Raw genomic sequence first — 24,945 nt, forward strand, 5'->3', positions numbered from 1 at the left:
GCGCCCGATAAAGATCCGGTCGTTGTCAGAGGCGGCCGGTAGTCTCGTAAGCACGATGACCGAGGACATGTCCCCTGCTGAGCGCTATGCCGCCGCCAAGCTCCGGGCGGCCGAGCAGGCCACCGCACTCGCCCCTTTCCGAGAGATGTACGACTTCGATCTGGACGCCTTCCAGATCGACGCGTGCAAGGCCCTGGAGGCCGGCAAGGGAGTGCTGGTCGCGGCCCCCACCGGATCCGGCAAGACGATCGTCGGCGAATTCGCCGTGCATCTGGCCCTCGAGCAGGGCCGTAAATGCTTCTACACCACCCCGATCAAGGCGCTGTCCAACCAGAAGTACCAGGACCTGGTCAAGCGGTACGGCCCCGAGAAGGTCGGCCTGCTGACCGGCGACAACAGCGTCAATTCCGAGGCCCCGGTGATCGTGATGACCACCGAGGTGCTGCGGAACATGCTCTATTCCGGCTCGCAGTCCCTGATAGGCCTCGGCTATGTGGTCATGGACGAGGTGCACTACCTCTCCGACCGCTTCCGGGGCGCCGTCTGGGAAGAGGTGATCATCCATCTCCCCGAGTCGGTGACCCTGGTGTCACTGTCGGCCACGGTCTCCAACGCCGAGGAGTTCGGTGACTGGCTGGACACGGTCCGCGGTGACACCGAGGTGATCGTCGCCGAGCACCGGCCGGTGCCGCTGTGGCAGCACGTCCTCGCGGGCCGGCGGATGTACGACCTGTTCGAGGAGCGGGACGGCGGCCAGGGCGGCGGCCGCCGCGAGGTCAACCCGGACCTGGAGCGGCTGGCCCGGATGGAGAACAGCCGCCCGACGTTCGGCCGGGACAAGCGGCGCGGCCGTAACATGCGCGAGGCGGACCGCGAGCGCGAGCGGCGCCAGCGGGCCCGGATCTGGACGCCCGGCCGGCCCGAGGTGATCGAGCGCCTCGACAACGAGGGCCTGCTGCCCGCGATCACCTTCATCTTCAGCCGCGCCGGCTGTGAGCAGGCCGTCCAGCAGTGCCTGTACTCGGGCCTGCGGCTCAACGACCAGGAGGGCCGCGAGCGGGTCCGCCGCATAGTGGAGGCCCGCACGGCCGGTATCCCGGACGACGACCTGCATGTGCTGGGCTACTTCGAGTGGCTGGAGGGCCTGGAGCGGGGCATCGCGGCGCACCACGCCGGCATGCTGCCGACGTTCAAGGAGGTCGTCGAGGAGCTGTTCGTCCAGGGGCTGGTCAAGGCCGTCTTCGCGACCGAGACGCTGGCCCTGGGCATCAACATGCCCGCCCGGTCGGTGGTGCTGGAAAAGCTGGTGAAGTGGAACGGCGAGCAGCACGCCGATATCACCCCCGGCGAATACACCCAGCTCACCGGGCGCGCCGGGCGCCGTGGCATCGACGTCGAGGGCCATGCCGTGGTGCTGTGGCAGCGCGGGATGAACCCGGGCGCACTGGCCGGTCTGGCCGGGACGCGGACGTATCCGCTGCGCTCCTCCTTCAAGCCGTCGTACAACATGGCGGTCAATCTCGTCTCCCAGTTCGGCCGGCACCGGTCGCGGGAGCTGCTGGAGATGTCCTTCGCGCAGTTCCAGGCCGACAAATCGGTGGTCGGGATCTCCCGGCAGGTGCAGAAGAACGAAGAGGGGCTGGCGGGTTACCGCGGCTCGATGACCTGCCATCTCGGTGACTTCGAGGAATACTCGCGGCTGCGGCGGGAGTTGAAGGACCGGGAGACGGAGCTGGCCAAACAGGGCGCGGCGCAGCGGCGGGTGGCCGCCGCATCGGCGCTGGAGAAGCTCAAGCCCGGCGATGTCATCCATGTGCCGACCGGAAAGTACGCGGGCCTGGCGCTGGTCCTCGACCCCGGTATGCCCTCGGGCCGTACGGACCGCCATCGCGGTTTCGACGCCCAGGACGGCCCCCGGCCGCTGGTGCTGACGGCCGAGCGGCAGGTCAAGCGGCTGGCCTCGATCGACTTCCCGGTGCCGGTCACGGCGCTGGACCGGATGCGGATCCCCAAGTCGTTCAACGCCCGCAGCCCGCAGTCGCGCCGCGATCTGGCGTCCGCGCTGCGCACCAAGGCCGGTCATCTCGTACCGTCCCGGCACCGCAAGCCGCGTGCGGAGGCGGCCGACGACCGCGAGATCGGCCGGCTGCGTACGGAGATCCGCGCGCATCCCTGCCACGGCTGCGCCGAGCGGGAGGACCACGCCCGCTGGGCCGAGCGCTATCACCGGCTGCTGCGCGACACCCGCCAGCTGGAGCGCCGTATCGAAGGCCGGACGAACACCATCGCCCGCACCTTCGACCGGATCTGTGCGCTGCTGACCGAGCTGGACTACCTCGAGGGCGACACCGTCACCGAAGAGGGCCGGCGGCTGGCCCGGCTCTACGGCGAGCTGGACCTGCTGGCCAGCGAGTGCCTGCGGGACGGCGTCTGGGAGGGGCTGAGCGCCCCGGAGCTCGCGGCCTGCGCCTCGGCGCTGGTGTACGAGGCGCGGCAGGCGGACGATGCGATGGCCCCCAAGCTGCCGTCCGGCAAGGCGCGGGACGCGCTGGGGGAGATGGTCCGGATCTGGGGCCGGCTGGATGCCCTGGAGGAGGACCACAAGATCAATCAGGCGGAGGGCGTCGGCCAGCGCGAGCCGGATCTCGGCTTCGCCTGGGCGGCCTACCGCTGGGCCTCCGGCTTCGGCCTCGACGAGGTGCTGCGCGAGGCCGAGATGCCGGCCGGCGACTTCGTGCGCTGGTGCAAGCAGCTGGTCGACATCCTCGGCCAGATCGCGGCGGCGGCCCCGTCCGGCGGCACGGTGGCGCGGACGGCCCGTAAGGCCGTGGACGGCGTGCTGCGGGGCGTGGTGGCGTATTCGTCGGTGGGGTGAGCCGTCGGCCGGATGAGCCGATGACGGCGCCCGTTCCCCTGTACCGGGGGGCGGGCGCCGTCGTATCCGCTACACCACCGGCTGCGGCTGCGGCTGTTCCGCCGCTCGCTCGGCGTCCCGTTTGGCGACCTCCTCGCGGACGATCGGGATCACCTGGCGCCCGAAGTCGATGGCGTCGTCCAGCAGGTCGTAGCCCCGGGCGGAGATGATGTCCACGCCCAGGTCGTAGTAGTCCAGCAGCGCCTGCGCGACGGTTTCCGGCGTCCCGACCAGGGCGGTGGAGTTGCCCGCCCCGCCCGTCGCCGCCGCGGTCGGGGTCCACAGCGCCCGGTCGTGCCGTTCGCCCGCGGCGGCCACCGCGAGCAGCCGCTGGGATCCGGCGTTCTCCGGGCTCTTCAGCCCCTGGTGGCGGTTGAGCGGCGCGCCCGCCTTACGGGCGTTGATCCGCTCCAGGGTGCGGTGCGCCTTCTCCCACGCCAGCTCCTCGGTGGGCGCGAGGATCGGCCGGAAGGCCACCTGGATCCGGGGCACATCGCTGCGGCCCGCCGCCCGCGCCGCCGCCTTGACCGAGGCGATCTGCTCGGCGGTCCCCGCCAGCGGCTCCCCCCACAGGCAGTAGATGTCCGCCTCGGCGCCGCCCGTCGCGTAGGCCGCCGCCGAGGAGCCCCCGAACGACACCTGCGGATGCGGCTGTTGGACGGGGAAGGTGTCCGAGACGAAGTCATGGAAGCGGTAGTGGGCGCCCTCATGGTCGAAGGGCTCGTGGCTGGTCCAGATCTTCTTGACGATACGGAGGTATTCGCGGGTGCGGTCGTAGCGCTCGTCCTTGCCGAGCGTGTCGCCCTCGCGGCCCTGCTCGTGGTCGTTGCCGCCGGTGATGAAGTGCACGGCGAGCCGCCCGTCGCTGATCCGGTCCAGCGTGGCGAAGGTCTTCGCGGCGAACGTCGGATACGAGACGTTGGGGCGGTGCGCCACCAGGAGCTGCAGGGTTTCGGTACGGGCGGCTATGTAGGCGGCTGCCGGGGAAGGGTCGGGCGAGCCGGAGGAGTAGGCGAACAGCACCCGGTCCCAGCCGTACTCCTCATGGGCGCGGGCCAGCTTCAGCGTGTAGTCCTTGTCGAAGGACGCGCCGGAGCGGGGGCTGACTTCGGATCCGTCGTGGGTCGCGGCGATGCCGAGGAACTCGACAGGCATGGGGTGGCCTCGTCTTCTCGTAGAGCATGCGGGGGCATGCGGGGGCATGCGGGCGTACGGAGTTGCCGTACGGCAGGGGAAGGAGAGTGCTACGGAGAAGTCAGCGGCAACAGGAGGCCGACCACACCCGGCCGAAGTCGATGTGGTCGCGGGTGACCAGCCGCTGCTGAGGACGCATGTGCCCAGTGGAACAAAAAGATGTATGCGCAGTCAACCAATGTGTCTGGTGGGGGAGCTGGCGGCGCCGGTGGCCCGGGTCAGCTTCCGGCCCGTACCAACTCATCCGCCAGAGCGGTGAGTTCCGGCACCCGCAGCACGGTGTCGCCGGACCCCGGCAGCGGTACGTGCAGCGGCCGCAGCCAGGTCCGCGGGATCGCGGCCGCGCCGTACACCGCTCCCGCGAGACCGCCGGTCACCGCCGCCACGGTGTCGGTGTCCCCACCGAGGTCGATCGCGGCGCGCACCGCTGCGGCATACGAGCCGGTGGTGCGCAGTGCCCAGAGTGCGGAGCCCGGGCAGGCCGCTGCCCAGTGCTGGAAGCGGCGGAAGAGATCCGGGAGGTCGAGGCCGCCGCGCTCGAGGAGCGAACGGGCGGTGAGCACCGCCATCTGGATGCCGTCGGTGGCCTCGCCGCGGTCCCAGCCGCCGCCCGCGTGCGGCGCGCCGAGGCCGTCAGGGAAGCGTGCGGTGTACGCCCCCGGCGCGCCGGACGCGAAGGGCGCGCCGAGCGCGTCGCCGACGGCCGAGCCGAGTACGGCGCCGAGCGCCCGTTCGTCGCGGAGCATGATCCCCCGGGGGGCCGTTCCGTTCGCCTGCCGCAGGCTATCGGGAGGCGAGGGACGGCTCGCCGCGGGACGGGAGTCGTCGCGCCCGGGCCCGGACCCCCGCGCGGATGCCGATGAAGGCCAGGACGCCGAGGGGGGACAGCAGGATGGTCAGCACCAGCAACGGCCCCATCACCAGCGGATGGATGCCGAGGGCGCGGGCCTCGCGGTACATCCACTGGCCCAGGAAGAGATCCCAGGCGATGACCTGCGCCCAGATCGCGCCGGCTCCGTCGTCGAGGGCCAGCAACTCCTGGAAGCCGGCCAGGTCGGGCCGGCTCACCGCGGCCCACAGCTGCGGGAACACCGGCAGGGCCAGGGCGAGATACACGGCGATGACCGGCACCAGCGGGAGCGGGGAGGCGGCGATCCGGTCGGTCCACCGTCGGCCGGGGGCGAGGATCAGCAGCGCCCAGAAGGGTGCCGCGAGGTAGAAGGCCAGATCGAAGAGGGCGCTGCTGGTCATGCCGTGAACTCCTTGAATTCCGTTGTGGAAGCGGGGCGTTGAGAGGCGGGCTCGCTGTCGTGCGGGCGCCGCAGGGCCGCGCAGGTCCCGGCTGCCGTGGCCGCCGCGACGGCGCCGAGTGCGCAGAGGGTCGCCGCGTCCGGGTGGACCAGAGCCTGGCCGCGCAGCGCCTGCCAGGTCACCAGCGCGAGCTGTGCGGTGGCGCTGGCGGCCGCGACCAGCACCAGACGCAGCCGTACCCGCTCGTCCCGCAGCCGGGTGAAGCGTGTGGCCAGGGCCTCGATTCCGTACAGGAAGAGGGGGAGTGCCTGGAGGGCGTGCATGCCGAGGAAGTGCGGGATGCGCAGATCGCCGCCGGTGGTGTTCCAGCCGGTGAGCGGCATGGAGGGGCCGCCGTCGGGAACGCCGACGCTGTGCGCGCCGAGGGTGGTGCGCACGGCGCCGTCCGTGGCCAGCTGCTCCGGCGTGGGCAGCACCATCAGTCCGCCGAGCAGCAGCCCGGCCAGCGCGAGCAGCAGCCCGAGCCGGATCGCCCAGGTGGCGGCGCGGTCGCCCAGGCGGGCCCGGAAGAGGAGTACCGCGATGACGAGTGTGCCGGTCCACAGTACGGCGATGGTGACCCCCATGACCACGAAAAGGCCCTGGTCCAGAGGGGTTTCGGTGTTGAAGTGGCTGCGTCGGCCGCGGATGGTCTGGCCGGTGATGACCGCCATTTCGACGAGGCCGGACGCCACGACGGAGTGCGCGGCCCACCGGCCGGCCCGGCTCGGAGCGGTGCGCCGGGACAGCATCCAGGCGAGCGTGAGCCCGTAGGCGGCGAACGACAACGAGAACTTGAACGGCTTGAACCAGATCGGCGAGCCGACCAGGACGCGGTCGTCGACGACGAGGCCCACCGCCGAGACGACGGCCGTTGCTGCCATCGCCCAGGAGAAGGCGAGCAGGGAACGGTATCTGGACATGCGGATCCCCCAGCGCAATGGATAGTAGAGCTTACCGCTATCTGATAGTGAGACTATCTATGATGGAGGGAGGAACTGGCAAGGCCGGGAGTCGGCGGAACCCGGGACGCATGGCGCCGGGACGTGCGCCCGGGGACAGGGAAGGGCGGCAGATGCGCATCGGGGAGTTGAGTCGTGAGACGGGTGTGGCGGTCCCGACGATCAAGTACTACGTCCGGGAGGGGCTGTTGCCCGCAGGCCGTCTGACCAGCCCCAACCAGGCCAGCTACGACGACGGTCATGTCCGCAGACTGCGGCTGATCCGGGGGCTGATGGACGTCGGGGGGCTCTCGGTCTCGGCCGTCCGCGAGGTGCTGGCCGCCGTCGACTCGCCGGAGCGGCCGGTGCACAAGGTGCTCGGCGCGGCGCAGGAGGCGATCACCCCGAAGTCCGCCGTGGCGCCGGAGGGGCTGGAGGAGGCGCGGCGAACGGTCGCGGAGCTCGTGCGCCGTCGCGGCTGGCACACCGACCCGGATCATCCGTCCGCCGAGGCGATGGCCGTCGCGCTGGCCGCCTTCCGGGGCATCGGGCGCGGCGATTTCCTGGAGGTCCTGGACGACTACGCCGACGCCTGTGAGCGGGTGGCCGCCGCCGATCTGGCGTGGGTGGGGCGCAACGCCGAGGTCGACGGGCTGGTGGAGAGCGTCGTGGTGGGGACCGTGCTGGGCGATGCGGTCCTCATGGCGATGCGCCGACTCGCGCATGTGGACGCCTCGGCCCGTCGGTACGAGAAGGACGCGGAAGGCGGTGCGGCCCCGGGCGCGGGCGGCCGATAGCGCGCGCCACCTGGAGGGGTCTCGGCCGTTGTGCGGGTGATCCCACGACAACGCCGTCCGGCGCATCCCTCTCGCCCGCGCACGGGAATCCCGGTGGGCGGGTGACCCTCGTCTGCGAGGACATCACCGTGGAAGAGCGGTTGGGCGACGCCGGGTCAGGAAGCCCCCGCCGGAACGGCTTCCTGTTCCGCCTCCACCTGCTGGTTCCAGTCGCGCTTGGACGCCTGCCAGCCGTCCTCGTCATGGCCGGTGCGCCAGTAGCCGGAGATGGACAGGGCCTCGCGCGGGATGCCGTGGTCGATGCGCAGCAGGCGGCGGAGTTCCCTGACGAAACCGGCCTCGCCGTGGACGAAGGCCTGGACCTGGCCGGTGGGAAAGGTCAGCTCCCGTACGGCGGCGACGAGTTCGCGGCCGACCGGGGCGGCGCCGCGGTACAGCCAGGTGATCTCGGCGCCGGCCGGGGCGGTCAGTTCCTGGCGCTCCTCCGGGCCGGCCACCTCGATGAAGGCGTGCACCGGTACGCCGGCGGGCATCCGGGCGAGGGCGGCGGCGATGGCCGGCAGGGCGCTCTCGTCGCCCGCCAGCAGATGCCAGGCGGCGTCGGCGGCCGGGGTGTAGGCGCCGCCGGGGCCGAGGAAGAGAATCTCGTCGCCCGGCTTCGCCCCGGCCGCCCACGGACCGGCCAGCCCCTCGTCGCCGTGCACCACGAAGTCGACGGTCAGCTCGCCGGCCGCGGCGTCCCAGGCGCGCACCGTGTACGTACGGGTCCGGGGCCACTGGTCGCGGGGGAGGTCGGCGCGGATCCGGGCCATGTCGAAGGGCTCGGGGTAGCTGACCTCCGGCAGCGGGAACACCAGCTTGACGTAGTGGTCGGTGTATTCGCCCGCCGCGAAGCGCGCCAGGCCCGCACCGCCCAGCACCACCCGCACCATGTGCGGGCTCAGCTGCTCGGTGCGCACCACGCGGCCGCGGTGCAGTGTGGGCTGTTTACGGGCCGGACGCTCTGCTGCCACGACATTCCCCTGACGTGATCGCCGAATGGATGGACCTGCCTGCGGGGCGCAGGGCGGGCAGGGCCTCTGGTCGGGTAGGCATACCACCTGCACGCCGCCTCTTAGGCATGCCTAACCTAACAGGTTACCGGGGGAGAGTGGCGAGCAGCCGTTGCAAAGATCCGCCCAAGCCCCACCGGCCCGCGAGCGCTTCCAGCCGCTCCGGGTCGGCCGGTCCGGCCGGGAGGGCGTGGTCGGCGTCGGGGACCGGTACGTCGGTGGCGACCCGTACGACCTTGGGTGCGACCTCGACATACGGGCGCGCCTCCGTCAGGCGCTTGCGCTGGGCCGGGGTCAGCTTCGACGCCGGGTCGTCGGCGGCGGCCATGATGCCCGCCAGATCGCCGTACGCGTCCAGCAGCTTGGCGGCGGTCTTCTCCCCGATGCCCGGCACGCCGGGCAGGCCGTCGCTCGGGTCGCCGCGCAGCAGCGCCAGATCGGCGTAGCCGGAGCCGTCCACACCGTACTTCTCGCGCAGCAGCGTCCCGTCGGTGATCTGGAGGGTGCCGACGCCCTTGAGGGGATAGAGGATCCGGATACCGCGGTCGTCGTCGATCAGCTGGAAGAGGTCCCGGTCGCCGGTGACGATGTCGACCGGGCCCGTCGCCCGTGCGGTCAGCGTGCCGATGATGTCGTCGGCCTCGTAGCCCGCGGCGCCGATCCGGGCGATGCCCAGCGCGTCCAGGACCTCCTCGATGACCGGTACCTGCGGGGAGAGGGTGTCGGGGATCTCCTCCTCGTCGGGCTCCGCGGACCCGGCCGGGGCCTCCTCGGCGACCCGGTGGGCCTTGTACGAGGGGATCAGGTCGACCCGCCACTGCGGGCGCCAGTCGAAGTCCATACAGGCCACCAGATCGTCGGGGTGGTGGTCCTGGACGAGCCGGGCGATGAAGTCCAGCAGGCCGCGTACCGCATTGACCGGAATGCCGTCCGGGGATTTGACCGATTCCGGTACCCCGAAATAGGCGCGGAAGTAGAGAGAAGCGGTGTCGAGGAGCATCAGGCGTCGAGTCACACCCCGCATGATGCCGTATGCCCCAAACGTGACGCGGATGTGATCTGGCGCACCGTCTTGTTTGCGCCGCATAAAGACGGGCAGGCGCGCACCCGGAGTGGACCCGGTCGCGGAATGAACAATTCCGGATTCCGGTCGGTGACGACGGGCCGAACCCGTCCCGCTCCACGACCTGCCGGCGGGGGTGGCAGGTCGTTTCTCGTGCGACAAGAGAGGTATATGTGTCCAGGCTGCAGGCCGAGCACCTGTACAAGGTGTTCGGCAGACGACCCGAGGACGCGGTCCGTCAGCTCCAAGGCGGCGCCGACCGCACGGAACTGCGGGCCGACGGCACCACCGCCGCGGTGATCGATGCCTCGATCGAGGTGGACGAGGGCCAGATATTCGTCGTCATGGGTCTGTCCGGATCCGGTAAGTCCACGCTGCTGCGCATGCTCAACGGGCTGCTGGAACCGACCGCCGGTACCGTCCGGTTCGACGGCCAGGACCTGACCTCGCTCAGCGGCAAGGAGCTGCGCAGGGTCCGCTCCGAGAAGATCTCCATGGTCTTCCAGCACTTCGCGCTCTTCCCGCACCGCAGCGTGCTGGAGAACGCCGCCTACGGGCTCGAGGTGCAGGGCGTACCGCGCGCCGAGCGCGAGCGGCGCGCCACCGAGGCGCTCGCGCTGACCGGGCTCGAGGGCTGGGAGAAGTCCTGGCCGGACGAGCTTTCCGGCGGTATGCAGCAGCGCGTGGGCCTGGCCCGTGCGCTGGCCACCGACGCCGATCTGCTGCTGATGGACGAGTCCTTCAGCGCGCTCGACCCGCTGATCCGCCGCGATATGCAGGACCAGCTGCTGGAACTGCAGAAGACGCTGAAGAAGACCATCGTCTTCATCACCCACGATCTGAACGAGGCCATGCGGCTCGGCGACAAGATCGCCGTCATGCGCGACGGCCGGATCGTCCAGACCGGCAGCGCCGAGGACATCCTCGTCCGCCCCGCCAACGACTATGTCGCGTCCTTCATCCAGGACGTCGATCGCACGAAGGTGCTCACCGCCGGAGCGGTCATGGACGAGGTCGGCACCGTGCTCGGCTCGACCACCGACAAGGGCACCAAGCTCGGCACCGCCGCGGAGTTCCGCGCCGCCGCGCCCGCCACCGTGGGCGTCGACACGCCCCTCGCCGAGCTGTTCGTCCCCTGCTCGACCAGCACCGTTCCGGTCGCCGTGACCGACGCGCAGGGCGAGCTGGTCGGCGCCGTACCGGTCGCCAAGCTGCTCGCCGTCCTCGGTGAACCCGGCCGTCCGGAGCCGGCGGCCGAGGCCGCCGCCCCGGCAACGGCCGCGAAGGGCAAGGTGATCGCCGGTGCCTAGGATCCCGATCGGCAGCTGGGTCAGCCACGGCGTCGACTGGCTGCGCGACCACCTCAACTGGCTCTTCGACCTGATCACGCACGTACTGAACACCCTGTACGACGCGATCCACACCGTTCTCGCCGCGCCCGCACCGCTCCTCCTCGCGGGCATTCTCGCGGTGATCGCCTGGTGGCTGCGCGGACTGCCCGCCGCACTGCTCACCTTCCTCGGCTTCGCACTGATCGACTCCATCGAGCAGTGGAACGAGACCGTCTCGTCGCTGTCCCTGGTACTGGTGGCCTGCCTCATCACGATCGCGGTCGCCATCCCGCTGGGCATCCTGGCGGCCCGCAGCCGCGCCGTCGGCAGCGCGCTGCGCCCGGTGCTCGACCTGATGCAGACGATGCCCGCGATGGTCTATCTGATCCCCGGCATCCTCTTCTTCGGCCTCGGCGTCGTCCCCGGCATCGTGTCGACCATCGTCTTCTCCATGCCGCCCGCGGTCCGCATGACCGAGCTGGGCATCCGGCAGGTCGACGAGGAACTGGTCGAGGCGGCCGAGGCGTTCGGTACGCACCCGCGCCGCACCCTCTTCCGCGTCCAGCTGCCGCTGGCGCTGCCCACGATCATGGCCGGTGTCAACCAGGTCATCATGCTGGCGCTGTCCATGGTCGTCATCGCCGGCATGGTCGGCGGCGGCGGTCTGGGCGGTTCCGTCTACAACTCCATCAGCTCCGTCGACGTGGCGCTGGGCTCCGAGGCCGGCCTCGCGGTCGTCATCCTCGCCATGTACCTGGACCGGATGACCGGCGCGCTCAACCAGCGGGTCTCCCCGCTCGGCCGCCGCGCCCTGGCCAAGGCACAGGCCGCGCTCGGCGGTGCGAAGTTCCTGCAGTGGAAGCCCGCCACCTCCGTCGCCATGGCCGGCGTCGTCGTGCTGGCGCTGCTCGCCGGCGGGATGAACGTCCTCGGCAAGAAGGACGGCGGCGCGGGCGGCACCACCGACGGCAACGGCCGCCCCGTCAGCCTCGGCTACGTCAACTGGGACGAGGGCAAGGCCACCACCTTCCTGTGGAAGGAAATCCTCGAACAGCGCGGCTACCGGCCCAAGGTGCAGGCGCTGGAGGCCGGTCCGCTGTTCGCCGGGCAGGCCCGCGGGGACATCGACGTTCAGACCAACGCCTGGCTGCCGACCACGCACGCCGCGTACTGGAAGAAGTACCAGGACAAGCTCGAGGACCTGGGCGCCTGGTACGACAAGACGTCCCTGGAGATCGCGGTACCGTCCTACATGAAGGACATCAAGACCCTCGACGACCTCAAGGGCAGGGCCGGCGAGTTCGGCGGCAAGATCACCGGTATCGAGCCGGGCGCCGGCGAGATGAGCATCCTCAAGGACAAGGTCCTCAAGGACTACGGCCTCGGCGGCGAGTACAAGGTGCAGGAGTCCAGCACCTCCTCGATGCTCACCGAGCTGGACCGCTCGATCCACGCCAGGAAGCCGATCGCGGTCACCCTGTGGTCCCCGCACTGGGCGTACAACAAGTACGACCTGACCAAGCTGAAGGACCCCAAGGGCTCCTTCGGCTCCGGTGACAGCCTGCACCTGCTGGGCCGCAAGGGCTTCGCCAAGGACGAGCCGCAGGTCGCCGGGTGGATGAAGAAGTTCCACCTGGACGAGAAGCAGCTCACCAGCCTGGAGAACGACGTCACGACCGCCGGTGTGGGCCATGAGCAGGACGGCGTCCGCACCTGGCTCAAGAAGAACCCGGGTCTGGTCGACAAGCTCGCCCCGTCCGCGCACGCCGCGTACGCCAAGGGCAAGGACGCGGGCAAGACGCCGAACATCGGCTACCCCGCGTGGGACGAGGGCATCGCCACCACCTACCTGTGGAAGAACGTCCTCGAGAAGCGCGGCTACCGGCCGGACATCCGCAACCTGGATATCGGGCCGATGTGGACGGGCCTGTCCACCGGGCAGATCGACGTCGAGACCGACGGCTGGCTGCCGGTCGCGCAGAAGCAGTACTGGGACAAATACCGGAAGGATCTCGACGACCTGGGCGCCTGGTACGACAAGACGTCCCTGGAGATCGCGGTCCCGTCCTACGTCAAGGGCGTCAAGACCCTCGACGATCTGCGCACCCACAAGGACCTGTTCAAGGGCAAGATCATCGGCATCGAGCCGGGCACCGGCGAGATGAAGCGCCTGCACGACGAGGTCCAGCCCGCCTACGGGCTGAAGGACTTCCAGGTCACCGAGGCCGGCACCAGCGCCATGCTCGCCGAGCTGGACCGGGCCTACGCCAAGAAGGAGCCCATCGCGGTCGTCCTGTGGTCGCCGCACTGGGCGTACAGCAAGTACGACCTGACCAAGCTGAAGGACCCCAAGGGCACCTGGGGCGCCAACAACCAGATCAAGACGCTGGCCCACAAGAGCTTCGCCAAGAAGTTCCCGGAGTTCGCCGGCTGGCTCAGGAACTGGAAGATGACGCCCGAGGAGCTCGGCAGCCTGGAACAGGACATCCAGGACGCCGGCAAGGGCCACGAGAACAAGGGCGTGGACAAGTGGATCGCTGACCACCCGGGGATCGTCGACAAGATGGCGCCGGTGAATTGACCTCCTCCCCCAGATGAAGGTGGGGGATTCTCTCCCTGGCGTCCGTGGTGACGGTCCGCCTTGAGTCGGGTTCCTGGTTCCTTCCCACCTGGGGGTGGGGGTTGTGCGCTCTGCCGGGACGGATCCTGGTCTTACGTGCGCTCCGCAGGCTTTTACCCGCGCCGTTACCGGTGCGGGGCCCCCGGCCCGGGGGTGGATGGTGCTGTCTCTAGGAGGCCGCCGCTCGTATGCGGCGGCCTTCGTGCTTGATGTTCACTCCCGCATTCCAGTCGCGGTCGTGGCGGGTACCGCACCGGCCGCAGGTCCACACGCGGACGTGCAAGGGTTTGGGCCCGTCACGGTGCCCGCAGGCAGAGCACACCTGGGAGGACGGGAACGCCCGGTCCACTCTCGTCAGCGTTCGGCCGTACCGTGCGGCTTTGTACTCCAGCATGTCCACGAACGCCGACCACCCGGCGTCGTGGACGGATTTGGCGAGCGGGTGCGGGCGAGGCCCTTCACACTCAGGCCCTCCACGCTGATGGCTTGGTTCTCGCGAATCAGCTTCGTGGACAGCTGGTGATGGAAGTCCTTACGCGCATCCGCCACCCTGGCGTGCGCCCTGGCGACCTTGACCCGCTGCCGGTCACGATTCCTCGACCCTTTCGCTTTGCGGGACAGGCGGCGCTGCTCACGGCGGAGTTTTTTCTCCGCCCTGCGCAGGAAACGCGGTGACCTGACCCGGGAGCCGTCCGCCATCACGGCGAAGTGGGAGAGTCCCAGGTCGATGCCCTGGTCGGTATCGAGCGGGGGCAGGATCTCGTCCGCCGGGTCGGTCTCCACCACGAAGCTCGCGAAGTACCGGCCTGCCGCATCCTTGATCACGGTCACCGTGGACGGCACCGACGGCAGGGACCTTGACCAACGCACCTGCACCGGACCGATCTTCGGCAGGTGCAGCTTCCCGTCCGCAGTGATCGACCAGCGGGCGTTGGCAGTGAACCGGACGGCCTGACGACTGTCCCGCTTCGACCTCATGCGCGGCTCACCTACCTTCGCCCCCTTGCGGGTGCCCTTGAGGCTTGCGAAGAAGTTGGCGTACGCGGCGTCCAGGTCCCGCAGGGCCTGCTGCAGCACCACGGCGGACACCTCACCCAGCCACGCCCGCTCGGGTGTCTTCTTCGCCTCGGTGATGAACCGCCTCGACAGTTCCGCCGACTTCGGATACGGCAGACCCGCCGCGTGCGCGGCTCGCCGCGCAAGCAGGCAGCCGTTGAACACCACCCGCGCACAACCGAAGGCCCGGTTCAACGCGAGACGCTGCCCAGGGCCCGGCTCGATGCGGAAGGAGTAACGAAGCTGCATGAGCACGACCGTTCGCATTGGCCGCAGGCTCGGAGACCAGAAATGACAGATACGTGGCGCCTACCGCCTTCAATGATGACTTTTATGACGAGACGCCGTCACCACGTGATGATCAATGCCCAGGTGAAGCATGGGGAAGAGTCATGTGTGCCTACTCGTGAATCTCCCGCCCGTTCGCCGGTTCCTTAGGTACAGCCCCGCGACCGATCGTCCACCAGCGCATCCCGCAGCAACATCGTCCGCCCCGAAGCAACGGGTGAGAGCCCTTCTCGGAGTCGCTTCACGACCCGGCTCAAGCAGGCGCACTGCGATTGTTTCCTGATAGCCCGCGGCCGCCCTGATGGAGTATCGGCTCCACCTACCGGCCGCGCCCGCGTCGCGACGCGCGCGGGGCGGTGATTCGCTCCCCTTGTGCCGGTCATCCCGCGCGGCAGCCGGAGCCGCGGCCGGTGCAGGAGGAGGCGACCGTGAACCGTGTCCGTGTGGCAGCCGTCGCCGTGACCGGCGCCGCCGTCGTGGGGCTCGCCGCGCCCGCCGCGTCGGCGCGGGTCGAACCCGATCCGATGGCGGCCGGGCAGCGGGTGAACGTCAGCGACGGCAGACGGTGTGCAACGGACCGGGGTGCCACGGCGGCCTCGACGCTGTTCGGGTCCGTGGTCCTCGAGCCGGCGGCCACCCGCGGCATGGCCGCCGACACCACGGTCGCCCGGAGCGCGACGCCCGGCCACTACCGGGTCACCATCGACTGCGGGGGGTCCGGCGGCGAGCGGTTCACCGAGACCGTGACCGTACGGGACGGCCGCGCCGAAGGCGTCAACGCCAGTCAGGCGGCCGGGGGCCTGGTCCTGCTGGCGCTGGCCGCCGGTGCGGCCCATCTGCTCCGGCGCACCGCCAACCCGCGTACATGAGCGGCGGGTTGACGGTGCGCCGGGTTCACCGGCGTACGGTGGAGGGATGATCCGAGGCAGCTCCGTGCGGCGTGTGGTGTCCCTGGTGCCGTCCCTCACGGAGGCGGTGGCGGCCGGCGGGCCGGGGCTGCTGGTGGGGGTGACCGACTGGTGCAGTCATCCCGCCGGGCTCGGGGCCGCCCGCATCGGCGGTACCAAGAACCCGGACACCGCGAAGATCGTCGCCCTGGAGCCCGATCTCGTCCTCGCCAACGAGGAGGAGAACCGCCCCCAGGACCTCGGCGCGCTGCGGGCCGCCGGGCTGAATGTCCTGGTCACCGAGGTGCGTACGCTCGACCAGGCGCTGCGCGAGCTGGACCGGGTGCTGGTGTCCGGCTGCGGACTGCCCCGGCCCGAATGGCTGGACGCCGCCGCGGCCGCCTGGCGGGACCTGCCCGCCGCGCCCGCGGAGCTGACCGCGGTGGTGCCCGTCTGGCGGCGGCCGTGGATGGTGCTGGGGCGGGACACCTTCGCCGGTGATCTGCTCGCCCGGCTCGGCGTCCGCAACCTCTGCGCCGGGCACGCCGACCGCTACCCGCGGATCCCCCTCGACGAGCTCAACGCCCGCGGCGCCGACCTGGTCGTGCTGCTCGACGAGCCCTACCGCTTCACCGCCGAGGACGGGCCGGAGGCGTTCCCGGGGCTGCCCGCCGCGCTGGTCAGCGGCCGCCATCTCACCTGGTACGGGCCGTCGTTGGCCGAGGCTCCGGGGGTTCTGGCGGCGGCGCTGGCCGCGGCGCGGTGATCACCCCGCCGCGGGCTGCGGGTGCGGCGGCGCCAGGAGCCGTCCGTGTGCCAGCCCCAGTACGGTGCGCGTACCGGCCACCGCCACCGCCGTCACCAGGACGGCGAACAGCGACACCGCCAGCCAGTCGAACGCGGCGAGCCCGGTGTGCCGGGCGAGCGCCGCGGCGCCGGTGACGCAGGTGCCGACCGGGAAGGTGAAGCCCCACCAGGTCATGGCGAAGCCCATCCCGTTCCGGAACGCCCGCACCACCATCGCCGTGGCGATCGCGAGCCAGAGGAGCGCAAAGCCCGTCACCGGCACGCCGTACAGCACCGCGAAGGCGCTCAGGGCGTGTGCGTACGGCGCGGCGACGGCTCCGGTGGTGGCGTCGGCGAGGTTGTTCACCGCGGTGGTGGACTGGCCCAGGGGGCCGAGGACCAGGAACAGCGTCGGGGTCAGCGCGAGCGGCAGCGGGCCGTGGTGGAACAGCCGGGCCAGAACCAGGGGCAGCACCAGCAGCGTCGCGAGCAGCGACATCCCGAACATCGCGTAGCAGCCCAGCAGCATCGCCTCCTGCCACTGGCCGGCGGGCAGATGTGCCACCAGGGCGGGGCCGGTCGCCGCGGCGACCATGGGAGGGACCAGCGGCAGGATCCAGACCGGGGAGGCGCTGCCGGGCTCGAGGCGGTGCCGGGTGACCATCAGATACGGGATCACGGCGGCGGCCGCGAGGCCGATGAGGGTACCCAGGGTCCACAGCACGGTGTCGGCGGTGAGCGCGGCCGTGGTGCCGATCATGTCCCGGCCGACCGCCAGCGTGCCGGAGCCGACCGCGAGCAGTGCCATCGACAGACATCCGTAGAACGGCGCGACCGCCGGATCCAGCAGCTGCCGCCGGGCGTGGTCGCCGTGCCGGACCCAGTGCGCGGTCCGGGCGCCCAGCAGCGTCACCAGCATCAGCGCCGACAGCGCCCAGACGAGGCCGTACGCCCCGCGCAGCCCGGGTGCGCCGGGCGGCAGGGCGGCACCGGCGTTGGCGACGATCGCGGTGCCCATCACGGCGGCGTACCAGTTCGGGCCGAGAAACCGGAGGGCGGGCGCGGCGGGCGGGGTGGCCGCCGGTGCCGGGGAAGGTGCTTGCGCGAGAAGTGTCATGACGTGAGCGTCGTGCGCCGGAGCCGTCCCCACCAGGGACCTTGGGTCTATGAGGGCATAAGCTGGGGTTATGTGCAGGAGGGTCTTCAGGGGGCGTGATGGGTGGTGACGGTGGTGGGCGGTGAGACCGAGCCCGTGGTGCCTCTCGCGCACCGGGTGCCGGATCTCGCCGCGCTCGAGCTGCTGCTCGCCGTCGCCCGGCTCGGCAGTCTGGGGCGGGCCGCCCGGGCGCGGGGCATCACCCAGCCCGCCGCCAGCAGCCGGATCCGCTCGATGGAACGGCAGCTGGGCGTGGCCCTGGTGGAGCGCTCGCCGCGCGGTTCCCGGCTCACCGACGCCGGGGTGCTGGTCACGGACTGGGCGCGGCGGGTGGTGGAGGCGGCCGAGGCGTTCGATGCGGGCGCGCAGGCGCTGCGCGGGCGCCGCGACTCCCGGCTGAGGGTCGCCGCCAGCATGACCATCGCCGAGTATCTGCTGCCCGGCTGGCTGGTCGCGCTGCGGGCCCGGCGCCCCGGGACCGCCGTGTCGCTGCTCGCGGGCAATTCCCGCGCGGTCGCGGAACGGCTGCTGGCGGGCGAGGCGGACCTCGGTTTCGTCGAGGGGCTGGAGGTGCCCGCGGGGCTGGACGGCACGGTGATCGGCCACGACCGGCTGATCGTGGTCGCCGCGCCGTCCCACCGCTGGGCCAGGCGCCGTAGGGAGCTGGCCCCCGCCGAACTGGCCGCCGCCCCGCTGATCCTGCGCGAACGCGGCTCCGGCACCCGCCAGGTGCTGGACGCGGCGCTCGCCCGGCACGGCGGCCTGGCGGACCCGCTGCTCGAACTCGCCTCCACCACCGCGGTGAAGGCCGCCGTCGTCAGCGAGGCCGCCCCCTCCGTGGTCAGCGAGCTCGCCGTCCGGGAGGAGCTGACCGCCCGCCGCCTGGTGGAGATCCCGGTGCGCGACCTGCGCCTGGGCCGCGATCTGCGGGCCGTGTGGCCGGCCGGTCAGCGGCCGGCCGGCCCGGCCCGGGAGCTGCTGGGACTCACTCAGGGGACGTGAGGCCGCGCCTCGCGGGACTGCCGCTCCGCCCGGGGTGCGCACCGTGCGAAGAGCGCCGACAGCACGATGGCCGTCAGGGCGGCGGCCGGCACCCCGCTGCCGAACAGGGTGCGGGCCCAGCCGGGCAGCGGCGCGTACAACTGCGGGGCCAGCATGGGGAGCAGGCCCGCCAGCAGGGTGAGTGCGACGACGGTGGTGGCGGCGCGGCCGGTGGGACCTGTGCCGCCGGTGCCGCCGGTGCCATCGGTGCCCTCGGTGCGACCGGTGAGATCGCTGCGCCGGAGGATGTCGATGCCCATGGCCGCGATCACGGCGTAGATCACCAGGGCCGCACCGCCGACCACCGGGGCGGGCAGCGCGGCGAGCAGCCGGGTGACGGGCGCCAGCAGACCGGCGAGCACGAGCAGCGCACCGGCCCCGGCGGTGACGAACCGGCTGCGGACGCCGGTGAGCTGGACGATCCCGATGTTCTCCGCGCTGGTCACCATCACCGGGCCGCCGAACAGGCCGGCGCCCAGCGAGAGGACCGCGTCCGCGCGGGCGGTGCGCGGAACGTCGCGCGCCGGGTCCGGTGTGCGGCCCACCGCCTCGCTGTTGAGCACCGTCTGGCCGGTCGCCTCGGCCAGCGAGGCGAGCGCGAAGACCATCAGCGGGAGCGCGGCGAGCAGATCGAACTGCGGGGCGCCGTACGGGAGCGGCTGCGGCAGCGACAGCACCGCGTCACCGGGGACGGCGGGGAACACGGACCCGGTGAGCGCGGCCGTGACCGTCCCGACGGCCATGCCGATCAGCACCGACAGCCGGCGCCAGGCACCCCGCAGCACCAGGAGACCCAGGGTGGTGGCGGCGATGGTGACCAGCGCCGTCCCTCGCCCCGCGACCGCCATCGGCGCCGCGACACGGATCATGTTGATGCCGATGACCAGCACCGTCGCGCCCATCACCAGTGGCGGGAAGAACCGTACGAGCCGCCCGTACAGCGGCAGTACGGCCAGCAGCAGCGCGGCCGCGAGCAGGACGGACCCGGAGGCGGTGGCCGCGCCGTGGGTGTGGGCGATCTCCAGGAAGATGGCCACCGCCGCGCCGCCCGGCAGCATCATGAACGGCAGCCGGGCGCCGGTCCGCAGCACCCCGAAGGACTGCAGCAGCGCGCCCGCCCCGCACAGCACCAGGGTGGCGCTGAGCAGGGACGCGGTGCGTCCGGGCGACAGCCGCAGTCCGGCCGCGATCAGAAAGACCGAGGAGACCGGTGCCGCGATCATCGCGAGGACGTGCTGGGCGGCGTACGGAAGCAGACGCAGCAGCGGAAGCCGCTCGTCCACGGGGGGAGTCATCGCTCACACCTGCCGCTTCAGCCAGGGCAGTTGCCCGGCGTCGTAGCGGTAGGCGCGGAAGACCGCGTTGTTGAGGGACGGGAAGAGCGCGCCCACCTCGGGCTCCCGGTAGCCGCCGAACTGCGGGACGACGTACTCCCAGCACAGCAGCCCCTCCGCCGTCACCTCGAAGAGCCGCCCGGCGGGGGAGTCGGTGATCAGGGTGTTGCCGTTGGGCAGCCGCTGGGCGCTGCCCATGAACGGTGCGAAGAACGCCTCGCGGGCCGGGTCGTGGTACTCCCACACGATCTTCCCCGATGCCCGCTCGACCTCGATGACCCGGGAGAACGGGACGTCCCGGCCGGGGCGGAAGACGCCGTTGTCGAAGATGAGGATGTTGCCGTTGGGCAGCTCGGTGGGGTGGTGCTGCTGGGAGACCAGACCGGGCTCCGTACGCCAGAGGATCTCCCCGGTCGCGCGGCTGATGACGACCACCGCGGAGACGCTGCGCAGGCTGGCCAGGACGGTGCCGTCGGCGAGCGGGAGGACGGAGTTGATCAGCGGCCAGTGCTCCCGGGAGTAGTCCGGGTGCAGGGCGTACTCGTCGCGGTCGAGGTGGTCGGCGGCCCGCCAGGACCACAGCAGCCGGCCGTCCGCGTCGACCTCGCGGATGGTGTCGGCCCAGACCGTGCCGCCGTCCGGCTCCGAGCCGGGCACCCCGCCGCGGACGGCCGCCGCCCGCTCGCCGGTGAGCGGCTCCAGCGCGGTGTAGAGGATCCGCCCGTCGCCGTGGTGATGGGCGTCGTGATGCTGCAGCGGATCGGTGAACTCCCGCAGTACCTGCCCCTCCGGGCCGATCTCCTGCATCAGCCCGCCCCGGTACTTGTGCCACATGGGGAACCGCGGCCCGTCTGGCCCGTCTTTCGTGTTCCGGTCCGGAAGGGTGGCGTTGTAGGCGAGGTTGCCGTTCGGCAGGATGCGGGCGTGCCGTCCGGGGCGGTGCGGAAGCCGCCAGCGGTGGGCGACGGTGCCGTGCAGATCGATGAGCAGCACTTCGCCGCCGCCGGTCAGCGGGGCGTAGAGGGTGTAGCCGTCGTGGGCGGCCTGTTCGTCGAGGGCGATCAGGCCGGTGCCGCGGCGGCGGCGTGTGTTTTGATCGACTGCTGTCATGAGGATTCCCCTGGTCAAACGCGATGCCGACGATGGGCGGACTAGATCTCGTCAAACTTTGTTTGATGGGATCAAACAGCGTAGACGTTAGGGACGCCTTGTTGCAGCACTGTGAACGCACCAATAAGGCCACAGCGAAGGGGCGAGAGATGAGCGAGCCGCCGGAGACTCCCCGGGTAGGGACCGGAGTGCGCAGGCGCCGCCGCGCCCTGGAGCTCACCCTGGCCGAACTCGCCCGCCGCACCGGCCTGTCCGTCCCCTTCCTCAGCCAGGTCGAGAACGACCGCGCCCGCCCCAGCATGCGCTCCCTCCAGAAGATCGCCGATGCGCTGGAGACCACCGCGGTCCGCCTGCTCGCCGCCGCCGACGTCCCCCGTACCGTCGACGTGGTCCGCGCCGGTTCCGCGGCCGTCCCCGAGGACGGCGACGGGGGTCGGGTCCGCCCCCTGGTCCGCGGCCGGCAGCAGCTGCACGCCCTGGAGTTCACCGGCCGGCACGACTGGCAGCGCGAATTCCGGCATCCCCACGACGAGTTGATGTACGTCATCGAGGGCCGTGTGGAGGCCGAGGCCGAGGGCAGCCGCCACCAGCTGGGACCGGGCGACACCTTCTACTGCTCCGGCGGCGTCACGCACCGCTGGCGCTCCCTCGTACCGGAGAGCCGGGTGCTGCTGGTGGGGGTGGCGGACGACTTCCGGGGGTAGCCGCGGGACCGCCCGGGTGTGCGCGGATGCGGGACCTGACGCACCCTGGTAGCAGCGGTTCCGGAGGTGATCGTCATGGTGAGGATGCAGACCGCTGTCGGATGGCATGTCGAGCTGGAATTCGAGGAGGACCACCACCGCACCCGGGCGGCAGCCCTTGTGCGGCTCCCGGACGGGACGGAGGTGCGCTCGCACGGTTACGCCAGCCGCCACCCCGCCGATTCGGACCAGCCGAGGGTCGGCGAGGAGGTCGCCGGAGCCAGGGCGCTCAATGAGCTGGCGATGAAGCTGCTGACCAAGGCGCACGACGAGATCGACGCGGCGTCCGGCCGGACGTCGTATCCGCTGACGCACTGAACGGCGCGCGGACCGGAACCGGCCGGCGGGAGGCTGCGGGGCACGCAGCGGGTGGCGGCAGAGCGGGCAATGCCCGACGTCGGCCCCTCGACGGCCGGTCGGTCCGTGCGTACCTCCTTTCACGGGTACCGGGAACCCGTTTGATCACCCCCTGCGTATTTCGCTAGCGTGTGCGAATTGTTGGTGCGCTCCAAGGCGCTCGACACCACATGCAAGGGGGAACCACCACATATGAGGCTCACGTTCATCGCGCCCGCCATCGCCTCGGCGACCCTGATCGGCACCGCCATGACCAGCGGGGTCGCCGCGGCCGACGCACCGAAGGCAGCGCACACGGCCGCCAGGGCGGCGTCGGTCCAGTGCCTCCACGTGTACGCGAAGGAGAGTGTGAAGATCCGCGTGGAGCGGGAGGTGAACAGCACCGCGCTCGGGCTGTTCGACCAGGGAGAGTCGGCCTGCCTGGAAGGCAAGGCCATGGGCGGGAAGTACACCTTCTGCGGGCGCGTCGGTATCGACTGGCTGAAGATCACTTCTGACCGGGGTGTTACCGGCTGGATCCCCGCCGCGTGCAAGAAGGGGTCTTAGCCGCCTCACGCCCCGGGGGCCGCCCCCCGCGCCGCCGCCACCAGCGCGTCCATGACCCGCGGGTCGTCCCCGGCCTCCGGGTGCCACTGCACGGCCAGGGCGAAGCCGTACGCATCCGGGAGCTCCAGTGCCTCGATGGTGCCGTCCTCCGCGTAGGCCGAGGCCACCAGTCCGCTGCCGAGCCGGTCCACCGCCTGGTGGTGGTACGTCGGTACGGAGACCGGCTCGGGCAGGGTGCGCTCCAGCAGGGTGCCGGGGGCCGGCTTGACCTCGTGGTGGTCGAAGACGCCGGGCGGGCCCGCATGGCCGTCGAGGTGCTGGACGAGCGTGCCGCCCAGCGCCACGTTCAGCAGCTGCAGTCCCCGGCAGATGCCCAGCAGCGGTACCCGGGCCGCCAACGCGGCCTCGATCAGGGCCAGTTCCCAGGCGTCCCGGTCGAGCGCGGGCGGGCCGGTCCGCGGGTGCGGCTCCGCCCCGTACCGCGCCGGCTGGACGTCCGCGCCGCCGGCGATCACCAGACCGTCCAGGCGGGCGACGGTCGCCGCGGCGGTGTCCGGATCGCCGGGCGGCAGCAGGGCCGGCAGGCCGCCCGAGCGCTGGACGAGCCGGGGGTACCCGGCGGGCACCAGTGCGGCGGGCAGCGCCCAGACCCCCCACCGGGCCTCTTCCTGGTAGGTGCTGATGCCGATGAGGGGCTGGGACACGGATCCTCCGAGGGGTGCTGATACGTACCGGCGCTGCGGTCAGAATTCCAGTTCGTGCTCGATGGCGGCCAGCTCCTCCGCCGTGCCCTGGACCTTGGGGCCGGTGAACCACTTGCGGGCCGAGACCAGCCACCAGGTGCCGGCGAAGCCGAGGACCAAGAGGACGGCGAGCGGGGTGTAGTTGAAGGTCTCCGCCGTGACCGGGCTGGTGGTCGGGAGCATGAAGAGGACGGAGATGACCAGCGTCCAGCCGACGGCGATGATGCCGACGGGCTTGCTCCAGCGGCCCAGGTGCCAGGGCCCGCGCTGGAAGCGGTCGCCCTGGAGCAGGCGGAGGATGACCGGCAGGACGTAGGCGATGTAGAGGCCGATCACGGCGATCGAGGTGACGGCCGCGTACGCCGTGGCGTTCCACAGGTACGGCAGGCCCAGCAGGAAGGCGCCGCCGGCGGCCAGCCACACCGCGTTGGTCGGGGTCTTGGTCCGCTTGTTGATGCGGTGCCACAGCTGCGAGCCGGGCAGCGCGCCGTCCCGCGAGAAGGCGTAGATCATCCGCGAGTTGGCGGTGACCGACGACATGCCGCAGAAGAACTGGGCGCCGATGGCGACCAGGAGGAGCAGCTTGCCGCCGGTGGCGCCCAGCGCGTCGATGAAGATCTGGGCCGGGGGCACGCCGGTCTTGCTGGCCAGCGCGCCGTCGTAGTTCTGGATGGCGAAGGTGATGCCGACCAGCAGCACCCATCCGGCGACCAGGGAGACCAGGATCGACATCACGATGCCGCGGGGACCCGCCTTGGCCGCGTCATGCGTCTCCTCGGTCATATGCGCCGAGGCGTCATAGCCGGTGAAGGTGTACTGCGCGAGCAGCAGCCCCAGCAGTCCGACGTAGAGGCCGGAGTGCCAGCCGGTGTTGTTGGTGAAGTGGGTGAAGACGAAGGAGGCGGACTGGTGCTTCGAGGGCACCACGACCAGGGCGCCCACGATGACCAGCACACCGAAGACGTGCCACCACACGCTGACGTTGCTGAGGAGGGAGGCCAGCTTCACGCCCAAGGTGTTCAGCAGGCCGTGGACCATCAGCACTATGCCGAACAGCAGGATCGTGTGCACCGGGGTGGCGGTGAAGCCGAACTGCAGGTCCAGCAGCGCGTTCAGGAAGGACGCGGCGCCGAAGTCGACCCCCGCGGTCACCGCGACCTGGCCGAGGAAGTTGAACCAGCCGGTGAACCAGGACCAGGCGGGGCCGTGCGAGGGGGCCAGCTTCGCCGCCCAGTAGTACAGGCCGCCCGCCGTCGGGTAGCTGGAACAGACCTCGGCCATCGCCATGCCCACGAACAGCGTCATGAGGCCGACCAGCGGCCAGCCCCAGGTGATCATGGCGGGCCCGCCGGTGTTCATGCCGAAGCCGTACAGCGTCAGACAGCCGGAGAGGACCGAGATGATCGTGAACGAGACGGCGAAATTGGAGAACGCCGACATCGAGCGGGCCAGCTCCTGGGCGTATCCGAGCTCGTGGAGGCGCTGTTCGTCGCTGGACAGCTGAGGGGGTTGTTGTTCCTGGTCTGGGTTCGCTGCGTGCTCGTTGATGGACACCACGCCTCCGAGGGCCTCGACAGTCCGCGGCGGGTACGGCCGTCGATGCACCGCTACCAGCCCCGCAATAAAGGTATGAGCCGATACCTTTGCTGCCGGGTCGGCCGAGCGCAAGACCCCGGCGGGAAAATCTCGTAACAGG

Annotated in this window: 23 protein-coding genes; 10 read left to right on the forward strand and 13 right to left on the reverse strand. The window is 71.2% G+C overall.

Going from position 1 to position 24,945, the window contains the following annotated elements:
• Nucleotides 1-55: 55 nt before the first annotated feature.
• Complete coding sequence (locus tag ADL29_RS24605; RefSeq protein WP_053925755.1) at nt 56-2,875, forward strand: DEAD/DEAH box helicase; 2,820 nt, start codon at nt 56-58, stop codon at nt 2,873-2,875.
• 69 nt (nt 2,876-2,944) lie between these two features.
• Here ADL29_RS24605 and ADL29_RS24610 read toward each other — a convergent pair whose 3' ends face one another.
• From ADL29_RS24610 to ADL29_RS24625, 4 genes are all read right to left on the reverse strand, one after another.
• Nucleotides 2,945-4,069, reverse strand: coding sequence for an LLM class flavin-dependent oxidoreductase (locus ADL29_RS24610; protein ID WP_053925756.1), 1,125 nt, complete (start codon nt 4,067-4,069; stop codon nt 2,945-2,947).
• A 257-nt stretch (nt 4,070-4,326) separates the two neighbouring features.
• Nucleotides 4,327-4,854: an ADP-ribosylglycohydrolase family protein gene (locus tag ADL29_RS24615; protein ID WP_053925757.1), complete on the reverse strand. Its 528-nt coding sequence runs from the start codon at nt 4,852-4,854 to the stop codon at nt 4,327-4,329.
• Nucleotides 4,855-4,891: 37 nt separating this feature from the next.
• Entirely contained in the window at nt 4,892-5,359 is a 468-nt protein-coding gene (locus tag ADL29_RS24620) for an ABA4-like family protein (RefSeq protein WP_053925758.1), read from the reverse strand.
• On the reverse strand, nt 5,356-6,282 hold the full coding sequence (locus ADL29_RS24625) for a hypothetical protein (protein ID WP_053925796.1): 927 nt from the start codon (nt 6,280-6,282) through the stop codon (nt 5,356-5,358). The genes ADL29_RS24620 and ADL29_RS24625 overlap by 4 nt, the downstream gene beginning before the upstream one ends.
• Before the next feature lie 191 nt (nt 6,283-6,473).
• On the opposite strand from ADL29_RS24625, the gene ADL29_RS24630 reads away from it, so the two are divergent.
• The gene (locus ADL29_RS24630; RefSeq protein ID WP_053925759.1) at nt 6,474-7,136 is read left to right on the forward strand and encodes a MerR family transcriptional regulator; all 663 of its coding nucleotides are present in this window, start codon (nt 6,474-6,476) and stop codon (nt 7,134-7,136) included.
• Nucleotides 7,137-7,291: 155 nt separating this feature from the next.
• On the opposite strand, the gene ADL29_RS24635 is transcribed toward ADL29_RS24630, so the two are convergent.
• Nucleotides 7,292-8,149 carry a siderophore-interacting protein gene (locus ADL29_RS24635; protein ID WP_053925760.1) on the reverse strand — a complete coding sequence of 286 codons (858 nt, stop codon included), beginning with the start codon at nt 8,147-8,149 and terminating at the stop codon, nt 7,292-7,294.
• A 124-nt stretch (nt 8,150-8,273) separates the two neighbouring features.
• Nucleotides 8,274-9,188: a 5'-3' exonuclease gene (locus ADL29_RS24640; RefSeq protein ID WP_053925761.1), complete on the reverse strand. Its 915-nt coding sequence runs from the start codon at nt 9,186-9,188 to the stop codon at nt 8,274-8,276.
• 236 nt (nt 9,189-9,424) lie between these two features.
• On the opposite strand from ADL29_RS24640, the gene ADL29_RS24645 reads away from it, so the two are divergent.
• Entirely contained in the window at nt 9,425-10,561 is a 1,137-nt protein-coding gene (locus ADL29_RS24645; protein ID WP_046928910.1) for a quaternary amine ABC transporter ATP-binding protein, read from the forward strand.
• Nucleotides 10,554-13,163, forward strand: a complete 2,610-nt coding sequence (locus ADL29_RS24650) for an ABC transporter permease/substrate binding protein (protein ID WP_053925762.1) — start codon at nt 10,554-10,556, stop codon at nt 13,161-13,163. Before ADL29_RS24645 ends, ADL29_RS24650 begins: the two co-directional genes overlap by 8 nt.
• Before the next feature lie 208 nt (nt 13,164-13,371).
• Here the strand turns inward: ADL29_RS24650 and ADL29_RS46670 are convergent, their stop codons facing one another.
• On the reverse strand, nt 13,372-13,596 hold the full coding sequence (locus ADL29_RS46670; protein WP_425424271.1) for a zinc ribbon domain-containing protein: 225 nt from the start codon (nt 13,594-13,596) through the stop codon (nt 13,372-13,374).
• Nucleotides 13,557-14,525 (reverse strand): RNA-guided endonuclease InsQ/TnpB family protein, encoded by a 969-nt coding sequence (locus tag ADL29_RS24655; RefSeq protein ID WP_425424272.1) that lies wholly within the window; start codon nt 14,523-14,525, stop codon nt 13,557-13,559. Before ADL29_RS24655 ends, ADL29_RS46670 begins: the two co-directional genes overlap by 40 nt.
• 449 nt (nt 14,526-14,974) lie before the next feature.
• Between ADL29_RS24655 and ADL29_RS24660 the strand changes: the two genes are divergently transcribed.
• Together ADL29_RS24660 and ADL29_RS24665 are read left to right on the forward strand one after the other, a co-directional pair.
• Nucleotides 14,975-15,415, forward strand: a complete 441-nt coding sequence (locus tag ADL29_RS24660; protein WP_053925797.1) for a hypothetical protein — start codon at nt 14,975-14,977, stop codon at nt 15,413-15,415.
• 46 nt (nt 15,416-15,461) lie between these two features.
• Entirely contained in the window at nt 15,462-16,199 is a 738-nt protein-coding gene (locus ADL29_RS24665; protein ID WP_053925764.1) for a helical backbone metal receptor, read from the forward strand.
• Here ADL29_RS24665 and ADL29_RS24670 read toward each other — a convergent pair whose 3' ends face one another.
• Nucleotides 16,200-17,336, reverse strand: a complete 1,137-nt coding sequence (locus ADL29_RS24670; protein ID WP_053925765.1) for a TDT family transporter — start codon at nt 17,334-17,336, stop codon at nt 16,200-16,202.
• Nucleotides 17,337-17,450: 114 nt separating this feature from the next.
• Between ADL29_RS24670 and ADL29_RS24675 the strand changes: the two genes are divergently transcribed.
• Complete coding sequence (locus ADL29_RS24675; protein ID WP_107095071.1) at nt 17,451-18,377, forward strand: LysR family transcriptional regulator; 927 nt, start codon at nt 17,451-17,453, stop codon at nt 18,375-18,377.
• Here ADL29_RS24675 and ADL29_RS24680 read toward each other — a convergent pair.
• On the reverse strand, nt 18,365-19,711 hold the full coding sequence (locus ADL29_RS24680) for a uracil-xanthine permease family protein (protein ID WP_053925766.1): 1,347 nt from the start codon (nt 19,709-19,711) through the stop codon (nt 18,365-18,367). The two genes, ADL29_RS24675 and ADL29_RS24680, sit on opposite strands and share 13 nt — an antisense overlap.
• A 3-nt stretch (nt 19,712-19,714) precedes the next feature.
• Nucleotides 19,715-20,860 carry an arylsulfotransferase family protein gene (locus ADL29_RS24685; protein ID WP_053925767.1) on the reverse strand — a complete coding sequence of 382 codons (1,146 nt, stop codon included), beginning with the start codon at nt 20,858-20,860 and terminating at the stop codon, nt 19,715-19,717.
• Between the two features lie 149 nt (nt 20,861-21,009).
• On the opposite strand from ADL29_RS24685, the gene ADL29_RS24690 reads away from it, so the two are divergent.
• The 3 genes from ADL29_RS24690 to ADL29_RS24700 all read left to right on the forward strand — a co-directional run bounded on the left by ADL29_RS24690 (nt 21,010) and on the right by ADL29_RS24700 (nt 22,506).
• A complete protein-coding gene (locus ADL29_RS24690) occupies nt 21,010-21,564 on the forward strand; it encodes a helix-turn-helix domain-containing protein (protein WP_046928917.1) in 555 nt (184 codons plus the stop codon).
• A gap of 75 nt (nt 21,565-21,639) precedes the next feature.
• A complete protein-coding gene (locus ADL29_RS24695) occupies nt 21,640-21,921 on the forward strand; it encodes a DUF1876 domain-containing protein (protein WP_046931433.1) in 282 nt (93 codons plus the stop codon).
• Nucleotides 21,922-22,152: 231 nt separating this feature from the next.
• Complete coding sequence (locus ADL29_RS24700; protein ID WP_053925768.1) at nt 22,153-22,506, forward strand: SH3 domain-containing protein; 354 nt, start codon at nt 22,153-22,155, stop codon at nt 22,504-22,506.
• A 5-nt stretch (nt 22,507-22,511) separates the two neighbouring features.
• Here the strand turns inward: ADL29_RS24700 and ADL29_RS24705 are convergent, their stop codons facing one another.
• Nucleotides 22,512-23,210, reverse strand: a complete 699-nt coding sequence (locus tag ADL29_RS24705) for a gamma-glutamyl-gamma-aminobutyrate hydrolase family protein (RefSeq protein ID WP_053925769.1) — start codon at nt 23,208-23,210, stop codon at nt 22,512-22,514.
• Between the two features lie 39 nt (nt 23,211-23,249).
• Nucleotides 23,250-24,689, reverse strand: a complete 1,440-nt coding sequence (locus tag ADL29_RS24710) for an amino acid permease (protein WP_425424273.1) — start codon at nt 24,687-24,689, stop codon at nt 23,250-23,252.
• Nucleotides 24,690-24,945: the final 256 nt, after the last annotated feature.

This window comes from Streptomyces chattanoogensis, assembly GCF_001294335.1.
Taxonomy (GTDB): domain Bacteria; phylum Actinomycetota; class Actinomycetes; order Streptomycetales; family Streptomycetaceae; genus Streptomyces; species Streptomyces chattanoogensis.

Excerpts from the sequence above, each read along its gene's own strand:
- ADL29_RS24605 (WP_053925755.1), top strand. The coding sequence starts at position 56 with ATGACCGAGGACATGTCCCCTGCTGAGCGCTATGCCGCCGCCAAGCTC.
- ADL29_RS24610 (WP_053925756.1), bottom strand. The coding sequence starts at position 4,069 with ATGCCTGTCGAGTTCCTCGGCATCGCCGCGACCCACGACGGATCCGAA.
- ADL29_RS24615 (WP_053925757.1), bottom strand. The coding sequence starts at position 4,854 with ATGCTCCGCGACGAACGGGCGCTCGGCGCCGTACTCGGCTCGGCCGTC.
- ADL29_RS24620 (WP_053925758.1), bottom strand. The coding sequence starts at position 5,359 with ATGACCAGCAGCGCCCTCTTCGATCTGGCCTTCTACCTCGCGGCACCC.
- ADL29_RS24625 (WP_053925796.1), bottom strand. The coding sequence starts at position 6,282 with ATGGCAGCAACGGCCGTCGTCTCGGCGGTGGGCCTCGTCGTCGACGAC.
- ADL29_RS24630 (WP_053925759.1), top strand. The coding sequence starts at position 6,474 with ATGCGCATCGGGGAGTTGAGTCGTGAGACGGGTGTGGCGGTCCCGACG.
- ADL29_RS24640 (WP_053925761.1), bottom strand. The coding sequence starts at position 9,188 with ATGCTCCTCGACACCGCTTCTCTCTACTTCCGCGCCTATTTCGGGGTA.
- ADL29_RS46670 (WP_425424271.1), bottom strand. The coding sequence starts at position 13,596 with ATGCTGGAGTACAAAGCCGCACGGTACGGCCGAACGCTGACGAGAGTG.
- ADL29_RS24655 (WP_425424272.1), bottom strand. The coding sequence starts at position 14,525 with ATGCGAACGGTCGTGCTCATGCAGCTTCGTTACTCCTTCCGCATCGAG.
- ADL29_RS24665 (WP_053925764.1), top strand. The coding sequence starts at position 15,462 with ATGATCCGAGGCAGCTCCGTGCGGCGTGTGGTGTCCCTGGTGCCGTCC.
- ADL29_RS24670 (WP_053925765.1), bottom strand. The coding sequence starts at position 17,336 with ATGACACTTCTCGCGCAAGCACCTTCCCCGGCACCGGCGGCCACCCCG.
- ADL29_RS24680 (WP_053925766.1), bottom strand. The coding sequence starts at position 19,711 with ATGACTCCCCCCGTGGACGAGCGGCTTCCGCTGCTGCGTCTGCTTCCG.
- ADL29_RS24685 (WP_053925767.1), bottom strand. The coding sequence starts at position 20,860 with ATGACAGCAGTCGATCAAAACACACGCCGCCGCCGCGGCACCGGCCTG.
- ADL29_RS24690 (WP_046928917.1), top strand. The coding sequence starts at position 21,010 with ATGAGCGAGCCGCCGGAGACTCCCCGGGTAGGGACCGGAGTGCGCAGG.
- ADL29_RS24695 (WP_046931433.1), top strand. The coding sequence starts at position 21,640 with ATGGTGAGGATGCAGACCGCTGTCGGATGGCATGTCGAGCTGGAATTC.
- ADL29_RS24700 (WP_053925768.1), top strand. The coding sequence starts at position 22,153 with ATGAGGCTCACGTTCATCGCGCCCGCCATCGCCTCGGCGACCCTGATC.
- ADL29_RS24710 (WP_425424273.1), bottom strand. The coding sequence starts at position 24,689 with ATGTCGGCGTTCTCCAATTTCGCCGTCTCGTTCACGATCATCTCGGTC.